Genomic DNA, 23,105 nt, shown 5'->3' with positions numbered 1-23,105 from the left:
GTGGGATTTATCGATTTGCAACATTAACTTAATAAAGAAATTCTCTTATCAAGAGTGGCAGAGGGACTGGCCCTGTGACGCCCAGCAACCGTTCCAACCGGAATTGGTGCTAAATCCTGCAAAACATTTATTTGTTTTGAAAGATAAGAGAGGAATCCGACCTTTGTATTCTACTGCGTTTGAAACCTCTCTTTTCTGGAGAGGTTTTTTTATTTGGTTTAGTAATGCAGATCAATCAAAGGGGGAGAATCAGATGAAAGATGGAATTAAAAAAGTATTTTTAGGTGCAGTAGCTTCTGCTTTGCTGCTTACTGGCTGCGGAGGCGGAGAGACGAAGACGGCCAGCGGTCCGGTAGAAGGAGTGCCGGAGCGATTTGCCAAAGGCGAGGAAGTTAAAATCAAAGTGATCCGCAAAATTGGCGGAGATGACCATACGGCACAATTTTTAGCCGGAGCAAAGGCTGAAGGTGAAGCACTAGGCTTTAAAGTAGACGTTTTTACAGCGAATGGGGATACAGCCAAATTCCATGACGCAATCAACCAGGGCCTCCAGCAGGACTATGATGGATTCATCATTTCCCATGGCGATGACGCAGCAACTGTAGATGATGTTAAGAAATTAGTTGAAAAAGGTAAGAGCGTTGTTACCTTCGATTCAAATCCGGATCTGGCTCAAGTAGAAGGAGTCACACTTACATCCCAGGATGATGAAGCACTTGCAACACAGGCGCTGGACCAGCTTGTGAAAGACCAAAATGGTGAAGCGAATATTGTCTACCTATGGGTCGATGGCTTCCCGCCAATGGTCAGAAGAAATAAAGTTTACCAGGAAACACTGAAGGCGAACCCGGGAATTAAAGAGGTTGAAAGATTCGGAGTGGCTGCAGCCGATACAAGCGTTCAGACACAAAATGCAGTGTCCGCTATGCTGAACAAGCATCCAAAAGGAGAAATTGATGCGATTTTCGCGACATGGGATGCTTTTGCGATTGGCGCGGCTCGTGCGATCAAAGAAGCTGGCCGAGATGAAATCAAGATTTACGGAATCGATGTATCCAATGCCGACCTTCAGGAAATCCAGGGAGAAAATAGCCCATGGAAATACACTGCCGCCGTTGATCCAAAGCTGATCGGAGAAGTGAATATGAGATTGCTGGCGAAAAAGCTGGCTGGCGAAGAAACACCAGCAACATATGACCTTGAAGCCTCACTGATTTCACAGGAACAGCTGCAGCAGTCAAAAAATCCGGTGAACATGGTCAATTTAGCTGAAATCATCGAAGGCTGGGGCAAATCAGACGCATTTTTGGAAGATTGGATGGAAAGGTTGAAGGATCACTATAAAAAGTAAGAAAAGAAGCAGTGAATATGGTAGTGGATTGATGGTATGGAAGTTTTTATAGCGAAAAAAATATTTTTATAGCGACTTTTTCAATTTTATAGCGAATTGGAAATTTCACTCGATTTTTTCCAGTTAAGCGAACAAAGCAGACACTCTCAAAACGAAAAAGAGTGTCTGCTTTCCAGATTGATAGGGAGGTGGAACCCGGATGAAACTTCAAATGAAAAACATCACCATTGAGTTTCCGGGAGTGCGTGCGCTGAATGGTGTGGATTTCAGCACGGAAACTGGCAGAATCCATGCGTTGATTGGCGCAAATGGCGCTGGTAAATCGACCTTAATGAAGGTGCTCTCTGGTGCCCATGACCACTACACAGGGGAAATACAGCTGGATGGCAAGAAAGTCGAAATCAGGACGCCGGCTCATGCCCAGAAACTCGGAATCCAGACGGTCTACCAGGAAGTTGATACAGCGATTATCCCGTCGCTGACTGTTGCTGAAAATATCATGCTTAATCACACCGTGCAGGACACAGAAAACAAACACTGGGTGAAATGGAAACAGCTTTTCAAACAGGCAGGAGAGATTATTTCCGGGATGAACCTTAACATTCCTGTAAAAAAGCTTGCCGGGGAGCTGTCGCTTGCGGAGAAACAGCTGGTCCTGATTGCCCGAGCGATTTCAAGTAAATGCTCATTCCTGATCCTCGATGAACCAACAGCTCCGCTCAGCCATACAGAAACATCTGAACTGTTCCGAATCACGAGGGAACTGGCTGAAAGGAATGTTGGCATCATCTTCATCTCCCACCGAATGCCGGAGATTTTTGAATTATGTGATGAGATTACGATCATGCGAAATGGTGAGTTGGTAATAAAAAAAGGTATTCCTGAAGTCGACACCCACCAGGTGATTGAGTACATGCTTGGCAGGAAGCTGGAAGACCAATTTCCGGCAAGGGTCAGCACGTTCGGTCAAACCATTCTGGAAGTCGAAGGCCTAACGGATGGAATCAAAGTGAAAAATGCTTCGCTCAATGTAAAAGCAGGGGAGATTGTCGGGATTGCCGGCCTGGTCGGAGCGGGAAAGACAGAGCTGTGCAAAGCGCTGTTCGGCGCGACACCAACAACAAGCGGAACCGTAAAGCTAAAAGGAAGAAACCTAAAGCTGACCAGTCCTCATGCTGCTGTAAAAAGCGGTTTGGCCCTGGTGCCTGAAGAGCGGCGCAAGGAAGGAGTCCTTGTCGCAGAGTCCGTCACCTCCAATCTTACGGCGGTCAACCTCAAAAAGTTCACCAGATTACTAGGCTTTATCAACAGACGGGCAGAAAAGAACACCGCACAGGAGTACATCAAGGCTCTCGGTATCAAAACTTCATCAGAAAATGCCAAAGTTGAAAATCTTTCAGGCGGCAACCAGCAGAAGGTAGCGATTGGCAGATGGCTGATTGCCGATGCGGACGTGTATATTTTTGATGAGCCAACCAAGGGTGTGGATGTAGGTGCGAAGCGGGATATTTTTGAATTGATTGCCCAGCTCGCAGCACAAGGGAAAGGCGTCATTTATGCATCCTCTGAGCTGTCCGAAATTGTCGGCATCACGAATAGGGTTTATGTGCTCTATGACGGTGAACCTGTCAAGGAGCTCGAAACGGCCGCAACAACAGAAGAGGAACTTTTATTTTATTCAACAGGAGGAAGATAGGATGGAAGCGAAACTCCCATTACAGCAAGAGCCGACGCCGAAAAAAACATTCGAACTATTCCAGTTTCTATATAAATATGGGACGATTTTGACAATCTTTGTCCTTGTCGCCGTCTTCGCGGCAGCGAATCCTTCTTTTATCAACGGTGATAATGTCATTAATATCCTTCGTTCGATTTCCATCGTAACCATCATCGCGATCGGCATCACCATCTCGCTGACAGTTGACGGCTTTGATTTATCTGTCGGCTCTGTCGCATCCCTGTCCAACGCCATCGTCATTTCGATGTTCGTCTGGTTCTCGCACAACACTCTGATTGCCGTATTATCAGCAATCGCAGCTGCCCTGATTGTCGGTGCACTCAATTCTTTGATGATCGTAAAGCTGAAGATTCCGGACATGCTTATGACACTGGCCATGATGTTCATCATCCAGGGAATGGCGCTGACTTATACGAATGGCGCGACTGTCTCGGAAAATATGATTCTTCCTGATGGCAGCTTTTCAACAGGAAGTATCAGCCCGTTTTTCGCTAAAATAGGGCAGGTGCCATGGATCATCCTGATCATGGCCGTGGCTGTCATCATTGTTCATATATTCCTGACATACACAAAGCACGGCCGCTATATGTATGTGATTGGCGGCAATAAAGAGGCGGCCAGGCTTTCAGGCATACCGGTCAACCGCTATAAAACAGCCGCCTACCTGCTGTCTGCTTTATTCGCGGCAATTGGCGGAATCGTTCTTGCTTCCCGTGTCATGACGGCGGAAATCAATGCAGGTTCACCATATCTAATGGATTCGGTAGCGGCAGCTTTCATCGGTTTCTCCGTCCTGGGGGCAGGCAAGCCAAATGCATTCGGTACCTTTGTCGGTGCAGTGCTGATCGGCATTTTGCAAAATGGCCTTGTGATGATGTCTGTCCCTTATTACGCGATGGACATTGTGAAAGGAACTGTGCTGGCTTTTGCACTCGGGATTACCTATTATAAGCAGAAACATTAGAGGGCAGTTGCATTCGGTGATGAATATGTCACTGCAGGATCAACAGGGTATAGAAATTTCTATATCCTGTTTTTTTATGAAGGATTATTATGCTTGAAAAAGAAATATAAAGATACATGCCTTTGGAGGAGGGATCGATAATTTACAGAAAGATTATTATATACATATCAGAGTGGATTTTATTCTTATATGTCGTTTTGCATTTTCTTATCTTTCAACTGCTATTTCTAGGGAATATCGCTGTGGTGGATAAGGTGGAAGAGGCTGCACATTTTCCATACAGTTATTCTTTGGTAGTTTTGGTCCTATGTATATTGTTCTATTTTTACATAAAGCATCTCCAGGGGAGCCGTAGCTACCGAAAGTTCAAGGAGTTCATATGGGGGTTGTTCTTCGCGGCCGCTGGAATCAGCAGCCTGTTTTGGTTTTTAATGACTAGAGCAGTGTATTCACAAGAGTTGTTGAGGAATCAAATACTGCTTGCCGCTATTTTTATAGGATCCACCCTGCTGACGGCTCAAATAGCGATCAAATACAAAAGGGAAGGCTCAGGTATACACTGAGCCTTTTATCATTCCTCAAAAAATGGTTTGTTCGCATAGTAATACATCCAGCCCATCATGATTCCGCCGCCAATGAGGTTGCCGATCGTCACGGGTATCAGATTGTGAATCACGCCTGTAAAAGTAACAGATTGCGGGTCGTCAAGGACCATGCTGATCGCAAAGGTACACATATTGGCGATGCTGTGCTCATAACCCGAAATGAAGAAGCAATAGACGAAAAACACCATTGCGAACATTTTTGCGCCGTCGCCCTTCATTGACATCGGCAGGAAGAACGCCAGGCAGACGAGCCAGTTACAGAGAATCCCTCGGAAAAAAAGTTCTGAAGTTGGTGCAAGTGTCTTTTTTTCAGCAACACTTAGCAAGAATCCGTTTACGGAATGATCATCAAACAATCCGGTTGTGTAAATTAAAAAAGCAAACGCAGCTGCGCCAATGATATTGCCGATATAGCTGTAAATCCACATTCTGACGACCTGGACCCAGGCCATTTTTTTCCTCAGCGCGGCAAAAGTATAGTAAAAAGTATTGCCAGTGAATAAATCACCGCCGCCGTAGGCAATCAGGATAATCGCGGCACCGAAGGTAATGGCAGCTATTGGATAGGCAAAGGGCGAGTGTTCCACATAAAATGGATTTCCCGTCTTGAATGCAACGATAACTCCAAAGCCGATGAACATCGAAGCGAGGGCAGCCCTGGCCAGATAGCGTGTCCTGCTCTGTTTAAAAATTTTGTACTTTTTTAAAGCCAGTTTTTCGACTTCCTGCAATGCTTGTACTTCCAACTGAAATCACCCGATTTTCTTCATATAAAATGAATTTTTTTCATCCTCTAATGTAAATGATTCCCCAGACTGCGGTTAAAAAACAGTAATTCTTCCAACTGAAGGCAAACGATAGGAGAAGAGGGAGGATTATATATCGAAAGTAAATGAAAAAAGACTGAATCCATAAAGATTCAGTCTTTGTTGGCATGCTTAAAAAGTATCTCTAACGAACTGGGGATTGCGCTGCATCGAGGCATACAGGACAATACCGCTCACCAGCAGGAGTCCGCTTGTCAGGACGAATACCGAGGTGAAGCCAAAGTAACCCGCAAGGAAACCGCCGAGCACCGGCCCGATGATGTTTCCGAAGAAGCGGAGGCTCGTGTTGTAGCCGAGTACTTCTCCCTGCATGGCAACAGGTGCTTCCTGCCTGATATAGGCAACTCGGACAGGGATAATGCCGCCAATCGTGATTCCGAGCAGGAACCGAATCAGGACGAGCTGCCAGATGTTATCGACAAAACCGCCTGGCAGATAGATGATTGCCGATAAAAACAGGAGCACGACAAGTATTTTAATATAGCCAATCCGGTCGGCTATTTGGCCCCATTTCCTTGCCATTAACAAATTGCCAAGCCCCGCTGCAGAAAAGGCGATTCCAGAAAAGAATGCCAGGTTTTCCGGTCCATGCAGCTCTCCCACATACAGTGAAAGGATAGGCTGGATGCTGAAATGAGCAATCTGCACAAGCATCGACATGAGCAGGACATTGACCATGATCGGATTTTTAAAAATATGCTGAAGAACTTCTTTGCGGCTGTAATTTGTTTTTGTTCCTTTCTTGATATCGACTCTGTACTCCATGACAAAAAATACGAGCAGACCAGAAAGGACGATGAAGGCCGAGGTCGATTGGAAGGTTGTCGCATATCCCAAGGAGTCAGCAAGAACACCACCGAGCATTGGGCCGAGCAGGGAGCCAGTGATACTGCCTGTCTGTAGGGTCCCTAATACTTTGCCAGCTTCTTCCTTTGAAGTTTGCGTTGAAATAAGTGCCTGTGATACAGGAATGAAGCCAGAGAATAATCCCATGAACATTCTCAGTAAAAATAACTCCCACACGGAAGTTGCAAATCCAAGCAGGAAGACAGCTAACCCCATCCCGATTCCCATAAAGATCAAGATTCTCTTGCGGCCGAATGTGTCACCCAGTCTTCCAATCACAGGTGAAAATAGGAAGGCTGTTACGAACGTAATACTGAAAGTAAGGCCTGACCAGTTTTGAACATACCTTTCTGAAAAATCTCCAAAAGTTTCGATGTACAATGAGAGAAAAGGCATTACCATTGTCATGCTGCCGGCAATGAAAAAGTTTGCGAACCACATGATCATCAAGTTGCGTTTCGCCTTTTGCTGCTGGGTCATTCCATCAACACTTCTTTCTCAGAACGAATATTTCGCTTTTCTAAATATGATACCAAAAATTTGCTCGATTGAAAACCAATCGAGCAAGCAGGCACTATTTTAGTGTGTGTTGCCATTCGAGCAATTCAATTCTATTCCCGAACGGATCGTTCACATATATCCTGTTCGCGCCTGGTAGCTTGTCATCTTCAATATATTCGATTCCTGAAGAGGACAAATGCTCCTTCAATCCCTCGATATTCTCAATTTCAAATGCCGGATGCGCTTTGCGTGCAGGTACAAAAGGTTCCTCAATCCCGATATGAATTTGACAATTTCCATACTGGAACCATGCTCCGCCTCGCTTTTTCAATTCTGCCGGCTTTTCGATTTCTTCAAAACCAATTATTTCTCCGAAAAATCTCCTGGCCTGATCTTCTGATCCCTTAGGTGCTGCCAGCTGAACATGGTCAATTGCTTTGAATTTATATGTCATATGAAATCCCCTCCCTAGTAAAATCATAATCTAAAAGGAAACATAAGGAAATGACAAGGTGTGAAACTATAAATATAAGTTTTTCTTATAACTGTAAAAAGTAATACAAGCCTGCTTCTCTACATATAAATTATTAAAAGTTATGCACGTTTTTTAATAAGAGGGGGCAATCAGAATGAAAAAAAGATTTCTTGCGATCGTGATGTTGGCAATCATGGCGCTTGTAGTGTCGGCCTGTGGTTCAAGCAGCTCAGGAGGAACAGGATCCAAGGAACTAAGGGTGGTCACGGACGCAGCGTATGCACCATTTGAGTACATGGAAGGGGACAAGATTGTTGGTTTTGATATTGATTTTCTAAAAGCTGCCGCGAAAGAAGCTGGCTATGAGCTGAAGATCGAGAATGTCGGCTGGGATCCGATTTTTGTTGAGATCAAGAGCAAGCGAGCTGATCTGGCAGTATCCTCGATCTCTATCAATGATGAGCGCAAGCAGACTTATGATTTTTCACTGCCGTATTTCTTGTCCACCAATAAAATCCTTGTCCGCGAAGACAGCGATATTAAAAGTGCCGCTGATCTGAAGGGCAAGGTAGTGGCTGTCCAAAATGGCACAACCGGACAGGCAGCAATGGATAAGCTCCTTGGCAAAAATAACGAAGATATCAAAAAATTCGATAATAACAACCTGGCAATCATGGAAATGCTTTCTGGCGGTGCAGATGCAGTCGTTGCCGATAACGGTGTTGTCGAAGTATATGCCAAAAACAATCCGAAAGAAAAACTGAAGGTCATTGAAGACAGTGGCAGCTTCGAGGCAGAATACTATGTAATCCTGTTCCCTAAAGGCTCCGATCTGAAGGCGAACTTTGATAAAGCAATCAAGAAAATCGTCGAGAATGGAACGTATGAAAAAATCTATCAAGAATGGTTCGGCCAGGAGCCAAACATGGAAATGCTGAAGGCGGAACAAGAAGCATCAGAATAACCACTCATAAACTATGAATCTTCGATGATGCGTAACACTTGAAAAACAGCGTTACGCATTTTTTTGTACATCTCAAAATCTAGTCCCAGGCCTCGGGGCTTTGGAGGGCAAGCTATGGATTTTCGTTTTGATATTATTGTTGAATATTCTCCTTATCTAATAAAAGGAACCTTGCTGACGATCGGGCTGTCTTTGGCCGGGATCTTAATTGGGACAATCCTCGGACTTTTCATCGGCCTCGGCAAGATCCAGCGACGGAAAGTACTGACATGGCCATTTATCTGGTATATAACTTTCTTCCGCGGTACGCCGTTATTTGTGCAAATACTGCTGATTCATTTTGGTGTTGTCCCTATGCTCATTGGGGAGACAAACGGAATTGTCGCAACAATCATCGCTCTGTCGCTGAATGCGGCAGCCTATATCGCCGAGATTTTCAGGGCTGGAATCCAATCGATCGACCGCGGGCAGATGGAAGCAGCCCGCTCTCTTGGAATGACCCATGTCCAGGCAATGAGGTATGTCATTTTACCCCAGGCCTTCAAGCGGATGATTCCGCCTCTTGGAAATGAGTTCATTGTACTAATCAAGGAATCATCACTTGCGGCGGTTGTCGCGACGCCGGAAATTATGTACTGGGGCCGGGCGATGTCAGGACAGTATTCCCGTGTTTGGGAGCCATACCTTACCGCTGCTGTCATTTACCTAATATTGACGCTATCGCTTAGCTTTTTACTAAATCTCCTCGAAAGAAGGCTGAAAACAGAATGATCAAAGTCGCTAATCTGCAAAAAACCTTCGGCAGCAACAAGGTGTTGAATGGAATAAATGTTGAGGTCCAGCCACAGGAAGTCGTTGTCGTGATCGGTCCTTCGGGTTCCGGCAAATCCACCTTTCTCCGCTGCATAAACCTGCTCGAAACGATTACGGATGGACATGTGCTGATTGAAGATATAGACATTACGGATAAGGGGTCAGACATCAACAAAGTGCGCGAAGAGGTCGGGATGGTATTCCAGCACTTCAATCTCTTCCCTCATAAGACAGTAATCGAAAACATCATGCTGGCTCCGCTTAAGGTAAGAGGAGTTTCCGAACAGCAGGCAAGGGAGAAAGGTATGGAGCTGCTGAAAAAGGTAGGGCTTGAGGACAAAGCAGAAGCCTACCCGGAATCACTTTCCGGCGGGCAAAAGCAGCGGGTGGCGATCGCCCGCGCCCTTGCCATGGAGCCAAAAATCATGCTGTTCGATGAACCAACTTCTGCCCTTGATCCAGAAATGGTCGGAGAAGTATTAGAGGTAATCAAACAGCTTGCGCGCGAAGGAATGACGATGGTCGTCGTCACCCACGAAATGGGCTTTGCCCGCGAAGTCGGTGACCGAGTCATCTTCATGGACGGCGGATTGATTGTGGAAGAAAACAAGCCGAATGAGATTTTTGAAAATCCACAGCATGAGCGCACGAAAGCGTTTTTGAGCAAGGTATTATAGTTTGATGAAGAAGCCCGATTTTTTTATCGTCGGTGCTTCTTTTTTTTGGACATGCGTAAATAAAACTGCTTCAACCGGAGATAAAAGTTGTACAATTGGAGATAAATCTGCTTCAACCGGAGATAAAAGTTGTACAACTGGAGATAAATCTGCTTTAACTGGAGATAAATTTGTGCAACCGTAAATAAAAGCTGTGCAACCGTAAATAAAAATTGTTCAACCGTAAAAATATTGATTCCAACCGTAAATTCACTTTACAAAACCAATTGACCATCGAAAAACTGATAAGTTCACTGCCAATCACACAATAGATAGCCATCAAAGCAGTCTAATATCAGCATTAATCTAAGATATGGGGAGGAACCGGTACATTTTTCATAATTTATCCTATTAATGCTTGCTAAAACTAATGACATTAGTTAAAATAAAACTAACGATATTAGTTTTTTGGGAGGTTCACTAAAATGAGAGTGATCAAAGAGGGTTTTTTATATCAGTTGTCATTCATGCCAAGGGTTTTTCCTGTGAATTGTTATTTTATCGAGGAGGAGGATGGACTGACTTTAATTGATGCGGCACTTCCGAACAGTGCGAAGCCAATTTTGCAGGCAGCTGAAAAAATCGGAAAGCAAATCAAAAGGATTGTTTTGACACATGCTCACAGCGACCATATTGGTGCGCTTGATGAGCTGAAAGACAAACTGGGAGTTCCGGTTTATATTTCTGGCCGGGATTCGCGCCTTTTAGCTGGTGATACCTCTCTTGACTCAACAGAACCCCAAACGCCTATTCGTGGCGGCGTACCAAAGAAGATCAAAACAAGACCGGATATCCTTGTAAAGGAAGGGGATTATATCGGTTCTTTGCAGGCAATCTCAACTCCTGGACACACACCAGGTTCGATCTCATTCCTCGACCCAAGAACCAATATGCTGATTGCGGGGGATGCTTTTCAAACCAGGGGCGGTACAGCCGTTTCAGGGGTGACAGTCCCATGGTTTCCTTTTCCGGCGATGGCGACCTGGCATAGAGAAACCGCCTTGCAAAGTGCACGGAAAATTCATGGGTTAAACCCAAGTCTGTTGGCTGTTGGGCACGGTGAATTACTTCGAAATCCTGGAACAGATATTGAAAAAGCCATCCAAAAAGCTGAGGCAACTTTTACAAAATAAGGGAGTATGAAAACATGTCACCAAGACCGAAAATTGCACTTGATAAAAATACGATCATTTTAGCAGCTGCGGAGCTAGCGAATGAGGAGGGAAGTGAATATGTAACGCTTGCCATGCTTGCAAAAAAACTCAGCATCAAACCGCCTTCCTTATACAATCACTTTGATGGCCTGCCGGGAATTAAAAGAGAGCTGGCCGTTTACTCCCTTAAAAAACTGTACAACAGTTTGGCGGAGGAAGCGCAAGGAAAGTCTAAAGGAGACGAAGCCATCATGGCATTAAGCCAGGCGTATTTAACCTTTGCAAGAAGAAATCCTGGACTGTACGAGTTCGCGCTAGCAGCCCCTGACCCTGCAGATGAGACAGTCAATGACGCTGGTAAAAAAATTGTTGGTCTCGTCATTTCAGCCATCCAACCATTTGGATTAATGGAAGAGGAAGCCATCCATGCTGTCCGCGGGTTAAGGAGTTTGATGCATGGATTTGCATCACTGGAACAAAGCAGGGGGTTCGGGATGTCGCTGGATCTGGATGAAAGTTACCAGCTCGCAGTCGCAGCCTTGATCAAAGGCTTGAAAAAATAAGGCTAATTTTCATCTTCTGAAATAGAATCCAAAGCCACTCATATACATATGTATAGATGCAACTTTGAAAGAACAGGAGGCGCGCTATGGATATATATGTGAGAAGAGGAGATTCCTTTTGGTATTTCAGCAATATTTTCAACATCCCTCTCCAGTTGATCATAGATTCCAACCGTGATATCGACCCGAATGCACTGGATGTGGGGCAGACGGTGAGGATTCCCGGTTTTGCAGCGGTGGATTATCGGATCCGTGCAGGGGATACTCTGTGGAAAATTGCCCAAAGCAGGAATCTGCAGGTCGATGCACTGCTGCTGGCCAACCGCAATATTAATCCAAATGGGCTTTACATTGGACAGATGATCAAGGTCCCATTAAGAATTACCTGGAGAATCGTCGAGGGGAAAAAGAATTATGATTATGCCTCGCTGATGAGTGATTTGCGACGATTGGAAAATGTCTATCCTTTCATGAGGGTACCTTCCATTGGCAATTCTGTCTTAGGTAAAAGCATACCAGAAACTTTGATTGGGAACGGCAATAAGCGGGTTCATTATAATGGATCGTTCCATGCCAATGAATGGATTACCACTCCGATCATCATGACTTTTCTGAACGACTATCTGCTGGCATTGACAAATAAGTCCTCAATACGGGGCCTGTCGATGCAGAATTTCTATGGACAGACGACATTATCGATTGTACCGATGGTCAATCCCGATGGAGTCAATCTCGTGCTCAATGGTCCGCCTGATGCGGAACCATGGAATGAAAGAGTAGTAGAATTGAATAGAGGAAGCCTCGATTTCAGCGGTTGGAAGGCGAATATAAGAGGCGTGGACCTGAACGACCAATTTCCGGCAAAATGGGAACTTGAAAGAGATCGGAACCCAACTCAGCCTGGCCCGAGGGATTATGTTGGGCCAAATCCATTATCCGAACCAGAAGCGGTTGCGATGGCAGAAATGACAAGAAGACGCGATTTTGCCAGGGTTCTGGCGTTCCATACCCAGGGAGAAGTCATTTATTGGGGGTTCGATAACCTAGAGCCGCCTGAATCAGAAGCAATGGTCAATGAATTTGCCAGGGTGAGCGGTTACCAGCCGGTCAAAACGATTGAGAGCTATGCCGGCTATAAAGACTGGTTCATCCAGGATTGGCGGCGCCCGGGCTTTACCGTCGAGCTCGGCTTCGGAATAAACCCGCTGCCGCTTTCGCAATTCGATGAGATTTATGAAGAAGCATTGGGGATTTTTCTTGCGGGACTTTACCTATGAAAAAGCAGATCACCTGTGAAGGTGGTCTTTTTCTATATCATAATCTGGATTTATCTGGTAAAATAAAATGAATGAGGGGGGAGTTAGTTGACTTATTCTGGCAGGGCACCAATATACATAATATCTTCATTGTTAGTTGTTATGCCTTTCTCATCAAACTTTAACAGGTTCTTTCAATTACTGATTCCGATTGCTTTAGTTCTAATTATTTATCTTCGATTCCATTTAACGATTTCTTCAAATCAACTTGAATATAAAATGACCATCTCAAATATAACAATATACCGAAAAGTACTTACAACTGAGAATATCAGAAATATAAAGTTCGGCCGGATTGGCTGGACGACGAAGAATGCAGTGGTGAAGGTGAGGGGAGGTTTCAATTTCAGTGTGGCCTACTTTAATAGCGAACAGCTGATAGGTGAGCTTGAAGAGTTTGCTCTTGCTAATAATATCGAAATCGTGAAGACTCGGGATTATCTGCTTCTTGAAAAATACTATTCTCATAACTAACAAAAGCATCGGGCAAATTACCCGATGCTTTTTACATTCTTATTTTTCAAAAATGCTGTTGGAAAGAAGTCGGAACAGATAATCGGTATGGTCCCGGAAACCAGCTTCCAGGCCGATCATTGTAACGTCCTTATCCTGTTCTTTGACGATGACTGCCTTGCCCTGTGCTACACCATTGTTTTTCCAGTGGCCGGCGACGAAGAAGTCGGAGTTGTCGTCAAATGTTGCGGATATCTCGTCGTTACCGGTGTTTTCATACCAGACAGGGCGATAAACAAAACCGAGATCATCCTCGCCATATCCTCCAGTCACACCTTCGCCGCTGTAATCAACCTTTGCAATGCCGTTGCTGCTGTAGCCTGCCACGACAATATCGTCATCAGTTAGTCCCAATGTCTTTGTTGCGAGCGATGCGCCAGCACCGACTGCGATATATTTGCCGCCATTATTTAAAAATTCCTCTACATTCGCTTTGAAACTATCAAACTGAGCTGGATTTTGGAACCCGAACTCTTTATTGCCATCACGTGACTGAGTTTTGGCAATCAATCCTTCCGTGCCGCTGTAAACGAAGACGTCAAAGCTGGAAAGACCTTCTTCTGCCACCTCTGCCGGAGTTACTTCAATAACCTTGAAGCCCAGGCGTTTAAGGGCGAGCTTTGTACCAGAGTGCGACTGAGCCTTATTCATGCCGCCATCCTTCAAGATTGCGACCTTCATGTCTGCCACTTCAACCGCTTCATCCGGAACCTTAGTTGATTCAATATGCAGTCCGGATTGTTTTACTGCTGCTGAAATCACGTTCGCAGCTGCTTTTGTATAAAAATTGCCTTCAGAATCGCGCTTTACATTAACGCCTTGCTGAAGAAGAGTATTCACAAGGTTAACAGCTTTCACTGAGCTGTTCGGAATCAGGAATGGACCTTTGCCGCTGACAGATCCCTGTTCCTGTATTTGGTTCACTTTCGTAGCTGTCACATCAAAATCACTTTCGACCGCAATTGCCTCGAAGCCCCAGAGCTCTGGCAGGCTCCATGCTGAGATGTCATACATGGCATCAACGTCTTCGGTGATGTTCTCACCATCCCAAAGCATCGTATTGGCAAGCCCCGCTTTTGCCTGATCCATTTTTACGATATAGGTGCCTTTAGGATAAGACTTGCCATCCGCTGTAAAAGCCTTCGAAGACTGGACGACTTCGATGTCGTTTTTCTGAAGATGATTAACAGCCTTTTGTGTCACGGTTGGATCTTTGGAATCAACAGGGAGCACATAGGCAGTCGGGAAGAAGCCCTCTTCATGGAATGGGTGATCAAAATTGATGCCGCGCTTGAACATCTCGATTTGGTCTTTGATCATTTCCTGCTTGTTATCTGTAGCATTTTTCAATGCGCCCATGATGGCGTCATACATCCAGCGAACGCCGTCTTCATCATTTGTTGGCGCTTCAAGCGTATGGCCATATGCGCCATGGTACATTGCATACATTGGCGTGAAGATTGGCGGATAATCATCCCAGCCTTCTGCGTCATCACGCTGAGGAATATAGGTACCGACCATATTTTGATACAAGTTACCAGTAAAATTGTCCTTGTTCGACATGATTTCAGTTTCCATTGCTTCAGCCTGGTCCATTGCCCACTTTTCATACAAATCATATTCGTAATTAGGGTTATGAGGAACCGTACAAGGTTCAATGAGCCCCTGCTTGTTCGGTGCATAATTTTTAACATAGCCATGTGTATCAAGGAAGACCATCGGATTCCACTCCTTGATCAGGGAAACGGTCTCCTGAGTTTCCGGTTGTGACTGGGTGATAAAGTCGCGATTCAAGTCGATTCCTTCTCCGTTGAAACGTGTAGCATCAATCCGGCCATCAGGATTCTGAACAACATTGAAAATCAGGATGTTATTATCCAGGATTTCCTTCGTTGTGTCATCATTTTCAAGAGCAAAGCGCTCGATCAGCTGCATGACCGCGTCACTGCCGATGAACTCCGTACCATGAATGGAGCCATTGATCATGATGGGCACCTTGAAGTCTGGGTTGTTTTCAATCCAGTCCTGTGCTTTGCCAGGGTTTTTGAACATTTGTTTTCTTAATGCTTGAATCTTGCCGAACTTGCCATGAGAGTCAGGGGCAGCAATCGTCACGACATAAAGAGGCTGGCCTGTTGATGATTGGCCTTTTACTTCGACCTTCACACGATTGGATTGCTTCTCGATTTGAGCAAGCTTGTCGCCGATTTCCGAGAATTTCATAAAATCATAGTTTTCGCTGTTGAACAAGCTGCCGTCCTTTTCTTCGTATGCATTTACATAATTCCATTTTAACGACTCAGCGAGCGCTGGAGTCCATGGTGAGGATGCCAGCAAACTTGCAGCTACTAAACCAGAGATAATTTTTTTATGTTTCATTTATGTATTCCTCCGAAAAAAAATATTTTGTATATTTATACATGATAATAACTAAATATTATTTCGGCTATCGTACAAAACTCCTAAATATTTGTCTCGGTAACATAAACCTTGATGTTGCTTGATTTTTACGTTGTTGGGAAATAAATCTGAATGAGGATATAGGAAGATAGTCACCAGGCTGAGGCAAATAAAAAAACAGGGCGAGTGCCCTGTTTTATTGCGGCTGCATTGTTCGGTTGCGACGCTTGCGGTTCCACTGTCTTGCCTTATACTTCTGTTCAAGTTCAGCGACAGGTTTTGCCACTAGTGCGTTCTTGAATTCAACTGGTGTCTGTTTTACTGAAAAAACAACGGTATTGACAGCTTTCTTTTTCTTATCAAAATCAGTCATCAGCTTCTGCTGCTTAAACTTCAGTGAATCGGTTTCTTCTTTGATGGCATTCGTTTTGTTCTGTACCCGGGTTGCAGTCTCTTGAAGACTATCGATCGTTGGCTTGGCATCTTTATATGTTTTATAAACAACATATCCAAGATAACCCAGAGCTGCCACGATAACAGCGATACTTATATAAACAATAATCATAAAGCTTGCCTCCTTTTACATTAATTCCATTACAAGTACAATACCCAATTTAGGCCATGACATAACTGCTAATCATAAGAAAGGTGGAAATTGCTAATTTTGAAGCATTTGTGAAATCATGCACATACTCACCTCAGAATGTGACGAACTTCACAAACAAGAGACTTAAATCACAATACAATTTATACATAGAGGAAATATCATTAATGAAAACTCCGGAACAGAAGCTTTAACTATGGGAGGACAAACAAGATGAAAAAGAAACTAGTCATGATAGGAAACGGAATGGCAGGAGTAAGGACAATTGAAGAGCTGCTTAAACTTCAGCCAGATGGATATGAGATCACTATTTTTGGGAATGAGCCACATCCTAACTACAATAGAATTATGTTGTCCACTGTCCTTCAGGGAGATAAGTCAATCGAAGACATTATCATGAATGATTGGGAATGGTACAAGAGTAATGGTATTCGGCTTTATACAGGGGAGGCTGTAGTCGGGATAGACAAGCAGAAGAAACTGGTAATGTCAGACCAGGGACGTACGGTTGATTATGATGAGTTGATCATTGCTACAGGCTCCAGCTCGTTTATTCTTCCCGTGCCCGGGTCTGATAAAAAGGGAGTAGTCGGATTTCGTGATATCCATGATTGTGAAATGATGATCAAAGATTCCAGACAGTATAAAAAGGCAGCTGTAATTGGCGGTGGGCTGTTAGGCCTGGAAGCAGCCAGAGGGTTGCTGAATTTGGGGATGGAAGTCGATGTTGTCCATTTGATGCCGCATCTGATGGAAAGACAGCTTGATGAGACAGCTTCCGGAATGCTGAAAAAAGAGCTGGAAAACCAGGGAATGAATTTCTTGCTTGAAAAACAGACGGCAGAAATTTTAGGAGATGAAAGAGTAACCGGGCTTCGCTTCTCTGATGGTACCGAAATAAAGGCAGACCTTGTTGTCATGGCTGTCGGGATCCGCCCGAATGTTCAGCTGGCCAAAGACAGCGGCATTTTTGTCAACAGAGGGATTGTCGTCAATGATTACATGGAGACAGATGTAGAGAATGTATATGCCGTTGGCGAATGTGCTGAACATAGGGAAATCGTCTATGGCCTTGTGGCACCGCTGTGTGAACAGGGAAAAGTACTTGCAGCTAACCTTGCGGGGATTACGGCTAACCCTTATGAAGGGACGATTTGCGGCACCCAGTTGAAGGTTTCAGGCTGTGACTTGTTTTCAGCAGGTGAAATTGGTGATGATGAAGGAACGAAATCAATCAAGGTTCACAATGAGTTTGATGGAATCTACAAGAAAATAGTCATTCGTGACAACATGATTGCCGGGATTGTGCTTTATGGTGATACAAAGGACAGCAACCGACTGTTCAGGATGCTGACGAAAAGAGAAGACATCAGCGGAATGACCAGCGTATCAATTTTAGAAGCAAGCGGATGCTGCGGCGGCGGGGAAGCAGGCGATGTAGCGGCGATGGCCGATGATGAGCTAGTCTGCGGCTGTAATGGTGTCACAAAAGGAACGATTGTTGAGGCGATCCGGACAAATGAGTTGACTACTGTCGATGAAGTGGGTGGCTGCACAAACGCTGGCCGATCTTGCGGAAGATGCAAGTCGCTTATATCCGATATCCTCGCATATACGCTTGGCGACCAGTATGATACTGCGGCGAAAAAGGCAGGGATTTGTGGCTGCACAACTTTAAGCAAAGATGAAATTGTGGCCGAAATCAGAGAGAAAGGCTTGACGAATGTCAGGGAAGTCATGAATGTTCTCGGCTGGTCCCAGGAGGAAGGTTGTTCGAAATGCCGTCCGGCGATCAACTATTATCTAGGAATGGTCAATTATGGCGGCTATAAGGATGAACGCGATTCAAGGCTGGTCAACGAGAAAATGCATGCCAACATCCAGAAAGATGGAACATATTCTGTTGTACCAAGAATGTATGGTGGCGTTACGACTGCTGCAGATTTGAAGAAAATTGCCGAAGTTGCCGAGAAGTACGACGTGCCTTTGGTAAAACTGACGGGCGGACAGAGGATTGGCTTATTCGGTGTCAACAAAGAGGATCTTCCTGCAATGTGGGAAGACCTGGGGATGCCTTCTGGATATGCGTACGGGAAGACACTGCGTACTGTAAAAACCTGCGTTGGTGAAAAGTTCTGCCGATTTGGCACACAGGATTCAATGGGACTTGGAATCGAGCTCGAGAAAAAGTTTGAGAGACTCGATACACCACATAAGGTGAAGATGGGAGTTTCTGCTTGCCCAAGGAACTGTGCGGAGTCCGGAATCAAGGATATTGGCTTTGTCGGAGTCGATGGCGGCTGGGAAATCTATATCGGCGGGAATGGCGGAACTGACCTGCGTGCTGCCGACCTGCTTGATACCGTTAAAACAAAAGAAGAGGCAATGGAAATAACAGGAGCATACCTCCAATACTACCGTGAAACAGCTGCATATCTTGAAAGGACTGCTCCTTGGCTTGAAAGGATGGGATTTTATCATGTTAAAGAAGTCCTCGCCGATGAGAGCATGAGAAAGCAGTTGAACGAAAGACTGGATAAAACTTTGGAACGATATAACGAGCCATGGCAGGAAGCAATCTCTGATAACGAAATTAAAGAAAAATACTATCAAGTCCGCAGCGTAACAGTCGAATAGGGAGGATGGATGAAGATGCAAATGACAAAAGTGAGAATCAAAGTGGCTGATTATGATTCCCTGCCTGAACGGGCAGGGCAGGCAGTTACAGTAGATGGCGTGAACATCGTCTTGTTCCGGATATCCAATGGAGATGTCAAAGCGGTTGAAAATCGCAGTCCCCACAGAAAAGGCGGGACCCTTGCCGATGCACTCGTAAGCGGGAAGTTTATCTACTGTCCAGTCTACGACCTGAAGATATCGCTGGAAGACGGGAAAGTACAGGCACCAGATACAGGCGGAGTAAGAACATATTATGTTGAAGTAATCGAAAATGAAGTGTATATAACAATATGACCTAAGAGGGGGAACGTCCCTCTCAATTTTAAAAAGCGCAAGCGACACGAGGGGCTAGGCGCTGGAGCTGGACACTAATCTAATTGTGAAAAGTGTACACTTTATGCAGCATTGAAAGGGCGGGAACACAATGGAAAAAGGAAGAGCATTTTTAGTCGGAGCTGGGCCGGGAGACGTACAGTTGATCACAGTAAAGGGAATGGAAGCTATTAAAAAGGCGCAGGTCATTCTATATGACCGCCTTGCCAATCCAAAACTGCTGGATTATGCTCATGCAGATTGCGAGCTGATATACTGCGGCAAGCTTCCGGACCGGCACGTCCTTCGCCAGGAAATAATCAACGACCTTCTGGTTGAAAAAGTGCTTGAAGGAAAAATCGTTGTCCGTCTCAAAGGCGGTGATCCTGGCGTGTTTGGGCGTGTAGGAGAGGAAGCAGCGGCTTTGGCTGAAAATGGTCTTTCGTTTGAAATTGTACCGGGAATCACATCAGGAATATCAGCACCCCTTTATGCAGGAATTCCCGTCACTCACCGCGAATTTGGCGAATCTTTCGCAGTTGTGACTGCCCATGATAAATCTGAAAATGGACAGCCAAAACTGGATTGGAAGGGACTTGCCACAGGCATTGACACCATTGCCTTTTACATGGGGATTTCAAATCTTCCTTATATAAGCGAAAATTTAATCAAGCATGGAAAACCGGCGGACACACCAGTGATCCTCATCCAATGGGGAACTTTTTCCCGGCAGCAGACTTTAGAAGGAACTCTGTCCAATATTGCCGCAAAGGCGAAGGAAGTGAATTTCACCAATCCTGCCATCACACTTGTAGGTGATATCGTTTCACTTCGGGAAAAGTTGAATTGGTTTGAAAAAAAGCCGTTATTTGGGAAGCAAATATTGCTGGCCAGAACAGGAACGGATGAGAGTGAACTAGCCAAAGAGTTGGTGGAGCAGGGAGCAGACGTAATTGAATTCCCAAAATGGAAAAGGGTATCCGTGCCTGTAGATCATGCGGTGGTCAATAGAATTTCAGAATACGAACAGATTCTTTTTACATCTCCTGAAGGTGTCAGGGAATTCTTTGAGATCATATTTTCTGAAGGGATCGACATCAGAAAGGTGAAAGCAAACTTTTACGGCTGTTCAACGAAGTCTATTAAAGCATTAAACGAAAAAGGTTTTTTTGCAGAATTGGAAGGGAAGATGCCGCTGACTGGCGAGCTGTTAATAGTAGATGACAACGATTTTTCACAGAGTTATCCACATGGTGAAATGTTCATAACATCAAAAAAGGTCATCGACGAGCAATTCACTCCGATTTTTAAAAGGGTTCTTGAAGAAGCTTCTGTTAATACGATCGTTTTGCCAAGCAGCAGATCTGTAAAAACAATTATTGAAGAAGGGATTCTGAAGGAAATTATTCCCCAGCAGCTCCTGAACACAGCAAAGGTTGTCTGCATGGGAGTTAGGACAGCAGAAACTGCAGCCGAATATGGTATATGTCCGAATGAGGTTATAGAAACTCCCAATAAAACCGCCCTGGTCGATTGTTTGGCCAGAAAAGAGTCTGAACTGGCATACGTATAGGGATTTGTTTTTAAAGGAGAGAAAGATATGGAAGCAACAGTTTACATCAGCCATGGAAGCAGAAGTGAGCAAGGAAACAAGGTGTTTGTAACATTCATCGAGAAGGTGATTTCAACAGGAAAGAGTACGAATGCTTCCTATGGGTTCCTTGAAAATGCCCGGCCTACCATTTTCGAAGCGGTTGAATCATGCATTTTAAAGGGAGCATCATCTGTAACCGTCGTTCCGGTATTGCTGCTTCCGGGAATCCATGCAAATGTTGATATACCCGAGGAGCTGGAAAGGGTCAGACAAAAGTACCCGGAAATAGAGATTTTCTATGGACAGCCGGTTGGTGTGAATGAAACGATATTGGAAATCGTCATGGACCGTCTGAAGGTAAAAGGCTTTTCAGGATTGAAGTCAGAGACCATCCTGCTCGTCGGCCATGGCAGCCGTGATCCCCAGGCTGCGGCGGAATTTGAACAGCTGGCACGTAGGATTCAGGAACAAGTTCCATCCAAAGTGGAAACTAGCTATATAACAACACAGCCATTCTATGGAGAAAAGCTATTGGCAAGCGAGGTTCAAAAGAAGGTGTACGTTCTGCCATACCTGCTTTATACAGGCGGCTTTACTGTTAAAATGAAAGAAACAATAAATAGTATTTTGGTTCAAGATCAGGACAGAGAGATTGTTCTGTGCGAACCAGTCGGCTTCGATGACCGCCTGGGCGAGCTGCTTCTTCAAAGAGTTGATGAAGCAAGAGAGAGGTAAACCTATAAAAAAGCTCCTCGCTAACATAATTGTGAACATCGCCAATAAAGTTGTGAATACCGCCAATAAATTCTTATTTTCGCCAATAAAGCTGTGAACTCCGACAATAAATTTTTATTTTCGCCAATAAAATTGTGAAAACCGTCAATAAAATTTCTATTTGCGCCAATTAAACCGTGAACTCTGCAAATAAAATATAATTCGCAGTGAACATCGCCAATAAATGGAGAGTGGATGCATGTTATACCCTATAAATGTAAAGATACGGGATCGAAATGTCGTGGTGATTGGCGGGGGCAAAGTCGCTCAACGTAAAGTCTTTGGCTTGCTGGATGCTGGAGCTAAAGTGAAGGTAGTGAGCCCGGACTTAACAAGTGAATTGCTGCGGCTATCCGAAACAGGCGAGATTTCCTGGCGGCCTGAGCCTTATGCAAAGGAAGATCTTGAAGGAGCTTTGCTCATCGTTGCCGCCACTAATGACCGAGAGACGAATCTGGCAGTTAAAAGGGATGCAGCACCATATCAATTGGTTAATCTTGCAGATCATCCAGAGGAATCGGACTTCCAGGTCCCATCTGTCATGAAAAGAGGCAAATTGACCATTGCGGTCTCTACATCGGGAGCAAGTCCAGTACTGGCAAAAAAGATTTGCACCCAGCTGGAACAGACATTTGACGAGCAATTTGAGAGCTACTTGGAGTTCCTGGCAGCCTGCCGAAAAGAAATCAAAGCGGCTGTCAAAGATGAAACAGTAAGAAGGAAGCTTCTGGAAAAAATAGCAGACGAGAGTTTCGTAAAGGAGCCATATCGAGAAGAAAGGTTTGCCAGGCTGCTTGAAGAAGCGATAAGTGAGGAGGGGAGGTAAAGCGCAAATGCGCACAATTACTTCCCTCTTTTTTTCTGGATATGTCAAGCTACAGAATAAGTTATGCCAGTTGCCGATCACGTAAGGCATGGTGCTTTTTTACACAATTTTGTTCAGTTTTAACAACGAACGAAATGCCGCTTAAATGAAGGGGTATATTGGAAATGATATAATGAACTGATGATTTTCAGGATAGGAGTCTTTTTTATGAATAAATTTGTTGTGTTCCTGAAGGGGAAACGAAATGGCAAACTGGATTCCAGCTTGCTGGCAAGGCATATTGAACATCTTAGGCAGTTGAATCGGGCGGGACAAATAGTAATTGCCGGTCCTCTTAAAAATAACGAGCAAGCCATGATCATCCTCAACTGCGATGGTATCGATGAAGCAATCAGATTAGTGGAAAAAGATCCTTTCATCAAAGAAAAATATTACAATACATATGACATCAACGAAATAATGGTCGCCAATGAGGAAAATAGCTGGCTGATGGACAACTCGCAAACGAAGGGGAATCTAGTCCACTAATAGAAAAAAGAGACTTCCAGCTATGAACTGTGCCCCCGTTTA

22 protein-coding genes, 1 pseudogene and 1 riboswitch are annotated in these 23,105 nt (G+C 44.6%); of the genes and pseudogenes, 18 read left to right on the top strand and 5 right to left on the bottom strand.

Annotated elements, in window-relative coordinates; genetic code table 11:
- The first annotated feature begins 42 nt into the window (after positions 1-42).
- Positions 43-150, top strand: a riboswitch (SAM riboswitch).
- A 103-nt stretch (positions 151-253) separates the two neighbouring features.
- The 4 genes and pseudogenes from J7E32_RS13205 (at position 254) to J7E32_RS13195 (ending at position 4,053) form a co-directional block, all read left to right on the top strand.
- Positions 254-1,351 carry a sugar ABC transporter substrate-binding protein gene (locus J7E32_RS13205; RefSeq protein ID WP_214907994.1) on the top strand — a complete coding sequence of 366 codons (1,098 nt, stop codon included), beginning with the start codon at positions 254-256 and terminating at the stop codon, positions 1,349-1,351.
- A 199-nt stretch (positions 1,352-1,550) separates the two neighbouring features.
- Positions 1,551-2,054, top strand: a pseudogene (locus J7E32_RS23340) (ATP-binding cassette domain-containing protein); the annotation flags it as partial.
- Between the two features lie 102 nt (positions 2,055-2,156).
- A complete protein-coding gene (locus J7E32_RS23335; RefSeq protein ID WP_483297608.1) occupies positions 2,157-3,047 on the top strand; it encodes an ATP-binding cassette domain-containing protein in 891 nt (296 codons plus the stop codon).
- 1 nt (position 3,048) lies between these two features.
- Entirely contained in the window at positions 3,049-4,053 is a 1,005-nt protein-coding gene (locus J7E32_RS13195; RefSeq protein WP_214907992.1) for an ABC transporter permease, read from the top strand.
- 571 nt (positions 4,054-4,624) lie between these two features.
- Here the strand turns inward: J7E32_RS13195 and J7E32_RS13190 are convergent.
- The 3 genes from J7E32_RS13190 to J7E32_RS13180 form a co-directional block, all read right to left on the bottom strand.
- Positions 4,625-5,404 (bottom strand): formate/nitrite transporter family protein, encoded by a 780-nt coding sequence (locus J7E32_RS13190; RefSeq protein WP_214907990.1) that lies wholly within the window; start codon positions 5,402-5,404, stop codon positions 4,625-4,627.
- Between the two features lie 192 nt (positions 5,405-5,596).
- Positions 5,597-6,811 (bottom strand): MFS transporter, encoded by a 1,215-nt coding sequence (locus J7E32_RS13185; RefSeq protein WP_214907988.1) that lies wholly within the window; start codon positions 6,809-6,811, stop codon positions 5,597-5,599.
- A gap of 94 nt (positions 6,812-6,905) precedes the next feature.
- Positions 6,906-7,286, bottom strand: a complete 381-nt coding sequence (locus tag J7E32_RS13180; protein WP_214907986.1) for a VOC family protein — start codon at positions 7,284-7,286, stop codon at positions 6,906-6,908.
- A gap of 175 nt (positions 7,287-7,461) precedes the next feature.
- Here J7E32_RS13180 and J7E32_RS13175 point away from each other — a divergent pair, with 175 nt between their 5' ends.
- The 8 genes from J7E32_RS13175 to J7E32_RS13140 all read left to right on the top strand — a co-directional run bounded on the left by J7E32_RS13175 (position 7,462) and on the right by J7E32_RS13140 (position 13,307).
- Positions 7,462-8,271 (top strand): basic amino acid ABC transporter substrate-binding protein, encoded by an 810-nt coding sequence (locus J7E32_RS13175; protein ID WP_214907984.1) that lies wholly within the window; start codon positions 7,462-7,464, stop codon positions 8,269-8,271.
- Between the two features lie 114 nt (positions 8,272-8,385).
- Positions 8,386-9,042 carry an amino acid ABC transporter permease gene (locus J7E32_RS13170; RefSeq protein WP_214907982.1) on the top strand — a complete coding sequence of 219 codons (657 nt, stop codon included), beginning with the start codon at positions 8,386-8,388 and terminating at the stop codon, positions 9,040-9,042.
- Entirely contained in the window at positions 9,039-9,761 is a 723-nt protein-coding gene (locus tag J7E32_RS13165) for an amino acid ABC transporter ATP-binding protein (protein ID WP_214907980.1), read from the top strand. Before J7E32_RS13170 ends, J7E32_RS13165 begins: the two co-directional genes overlap by 4 nt.
- Before the next feature lie 4 nt (positions 9,762-9,765).
- Entirely contained in the window at positions 9,766-9,945 is a 180-nt protein-coding gene (locus J7E32_RS13160; RefSeq protein ID WP_214907978.1) for a hypothetical protein, read from the top strand.
- 280 nt (positions 9,946-10,225) lie between these two features.
- Positions 10,226-10,933: an MBL fold metallo-hydrolase gene (locus J7E32_RS13155; RefSeq protein WP_214907976.1), complete on the top strand. Its 708-nt coding sequence runs from the start codon at positions 10,226-10,228 to the stop codon at positions 10,931-10,933.
- Between the two features lie 14 nt (positions 10,934-10,947).
- Entirely contained in the window at positions 10,948-11,517 is a 570-nt protein-coding gene (locus J7E32_RS13150) for a TetR/AcrR family transcriptional regulator (protein ID WP_214907974.1), read from the top strand.
- Positions 11,518-11,603: 86 nt separating this feature from the next.
- Complete coding sequence (locus J7E32_RS13145) at positions 11,604-12,794, top strand: M14 family metallopeptidase (RefSeq protein WP_214907972.1); 1,191 nt, start codon at positions 11,604-11,606, stop codon at positions 12,792-12,794.
- 87 nt (positions 12,795-12,881) lie between these two features.
- Positions 12,882-13,307 carry a hypothetical protein gene (locus J7E32_RS13140; protein ID WP_214907970.1) on the top strand — a complete coding sequence of 142 codons (426 nt, stop codon included), beginning with the start codon at positions 12,882-12,884 and terminating at the stop codon, positions 13,305-13,307.
- 39 nt (positions 13,308-13,346) lie between these two features.
- Here J7E32_RS13140 and J7E32_RS13135 read toward each other — a convergent pair whose 3' ends face one another.
- Together J7E32_RS13135 and J7E32_RS13130 are read right to left on the bottom strand one after the other, a co-directional pair.
- Positions 13,347-15,725 (bottom strand): M14 family zinc carboxypeptidase, encoded by a 2,379-nt coding sequence (locus J7E32_RS13135; RefSeq protein WP_214907968.1) that lies wholly within the window; start codon positions 15,723-15,725, stop codon positions 13,347-13,349.
- 217 nt (positions 15,726-15,942) lie between these two features.
- Complete coding sequence (locus J7E32_RS13130; protein WP_192469498.1) at positions 15,943-16,311, bottom strand: DUF948 domain-containing protein; 369 nt, start codon at positions 16,309-16,311, stop codon at positions 15,943-15,945.
- Positions 16,312-16,563: 252 nt separating this feature from the next.
- On the opposite strand from J7E32_RS13130, the gene nirB reads away from it, so the two are divergent.
- The 6 genes from nirB to J7E32_RS13100 all read left to right on the top strand — a co-directional run bounded on the left by nirB (position 16,564) and on the right by J7E32_RS13100 (position 23,063).
- Positions 16,564-18,987 carry a nitrite reductase large subunit NirB gene (gene nirB, locus J7E32_RS13125; RefSeq protein WP_214907966.1) on the top strand — a complete coding sequence of 808 codons (2,424 nt, stop codon included), beginning with the start codon at positions 16,564-16,566 and terminating at the stop codon, positions 18,985-18,987.
- Between the two features lie 15 nt (positions 18,988-19,002).
- Positions 19,003-19,323 (top strand): nitrite reductase (NAD(P)H) small subunit, encoded by a 321-nt coding sequence (locus J7E32_RS13120; protein WP_214908121.1) that lies wholly within the window; start codon positions 19,003-19,005, stop codon positions 19,321-19,323.
- 130 nt (positions 19,324-19,453) lie between these two features.
- Positions 19,454-20,914, top strand: a complete 1,461-nt coding sequence (gene cobA / locus J7E32_RS13115; RefSeq protein ID WP_214907965.1) for a uroporphyrinogen-III C-methyltransferase — start codon at positions 19,454-19,456, stop codon at positions 20,912-20,914.
- Between the two features lie 27 nt (positions 20,915-20,941).
- Positions 20,942-21,670 (top strand): sirohydrochlorin chelatase, encoded by a 729-nt coding sequence (locus tag J7E32_RS13110; protein ID WP_214907963.1) that lies wholly within the window; start codon positions 20,942-20,944, stop codon positions 21,668-21,670.
- A gap of 238 nt (positions 21,671-21,908) precedes the next feature.
- Positions 21,909-22,535, top strand: coding sequence for an NAD(P)-binding protein (locus tag J7E32_RS13105; protein WP_214907961.1), 627 nt, complete (start codon positions 21,909-21,911; stop codon positions 22,533-22,535).
- Positions 22,536-22,742: 207 nt separating this feature from the next.
- The gene (locus J7E32_RS13100) at positions 22,743-23,063 is read left to right on the top strand and encodes a YciI family protein (RefSeq protein WP_214907959.1); all 321 of its coding nucleotides are present in this window, start codon (positions 22,743-22,745) and stop codon (positions 23,061-23,063) included.
- Positions 23,064-23,105 lie beyond the last annotated feature (42 nt).

Source organism: Bacillus sp. ISL-55 (assembly GCF_018613155.1).
Taxonomy (GTDB): domain Bacteria; phylum Bacillota; class Bacilli; order Bacillales; family Cytobacillaceae; genus Mesobacillus.
The sequence above is the reverse complement of the archived record's forward strand: the minus strand, read 5'-3'. Positions and strand labels throughout refer to the sequence as shown.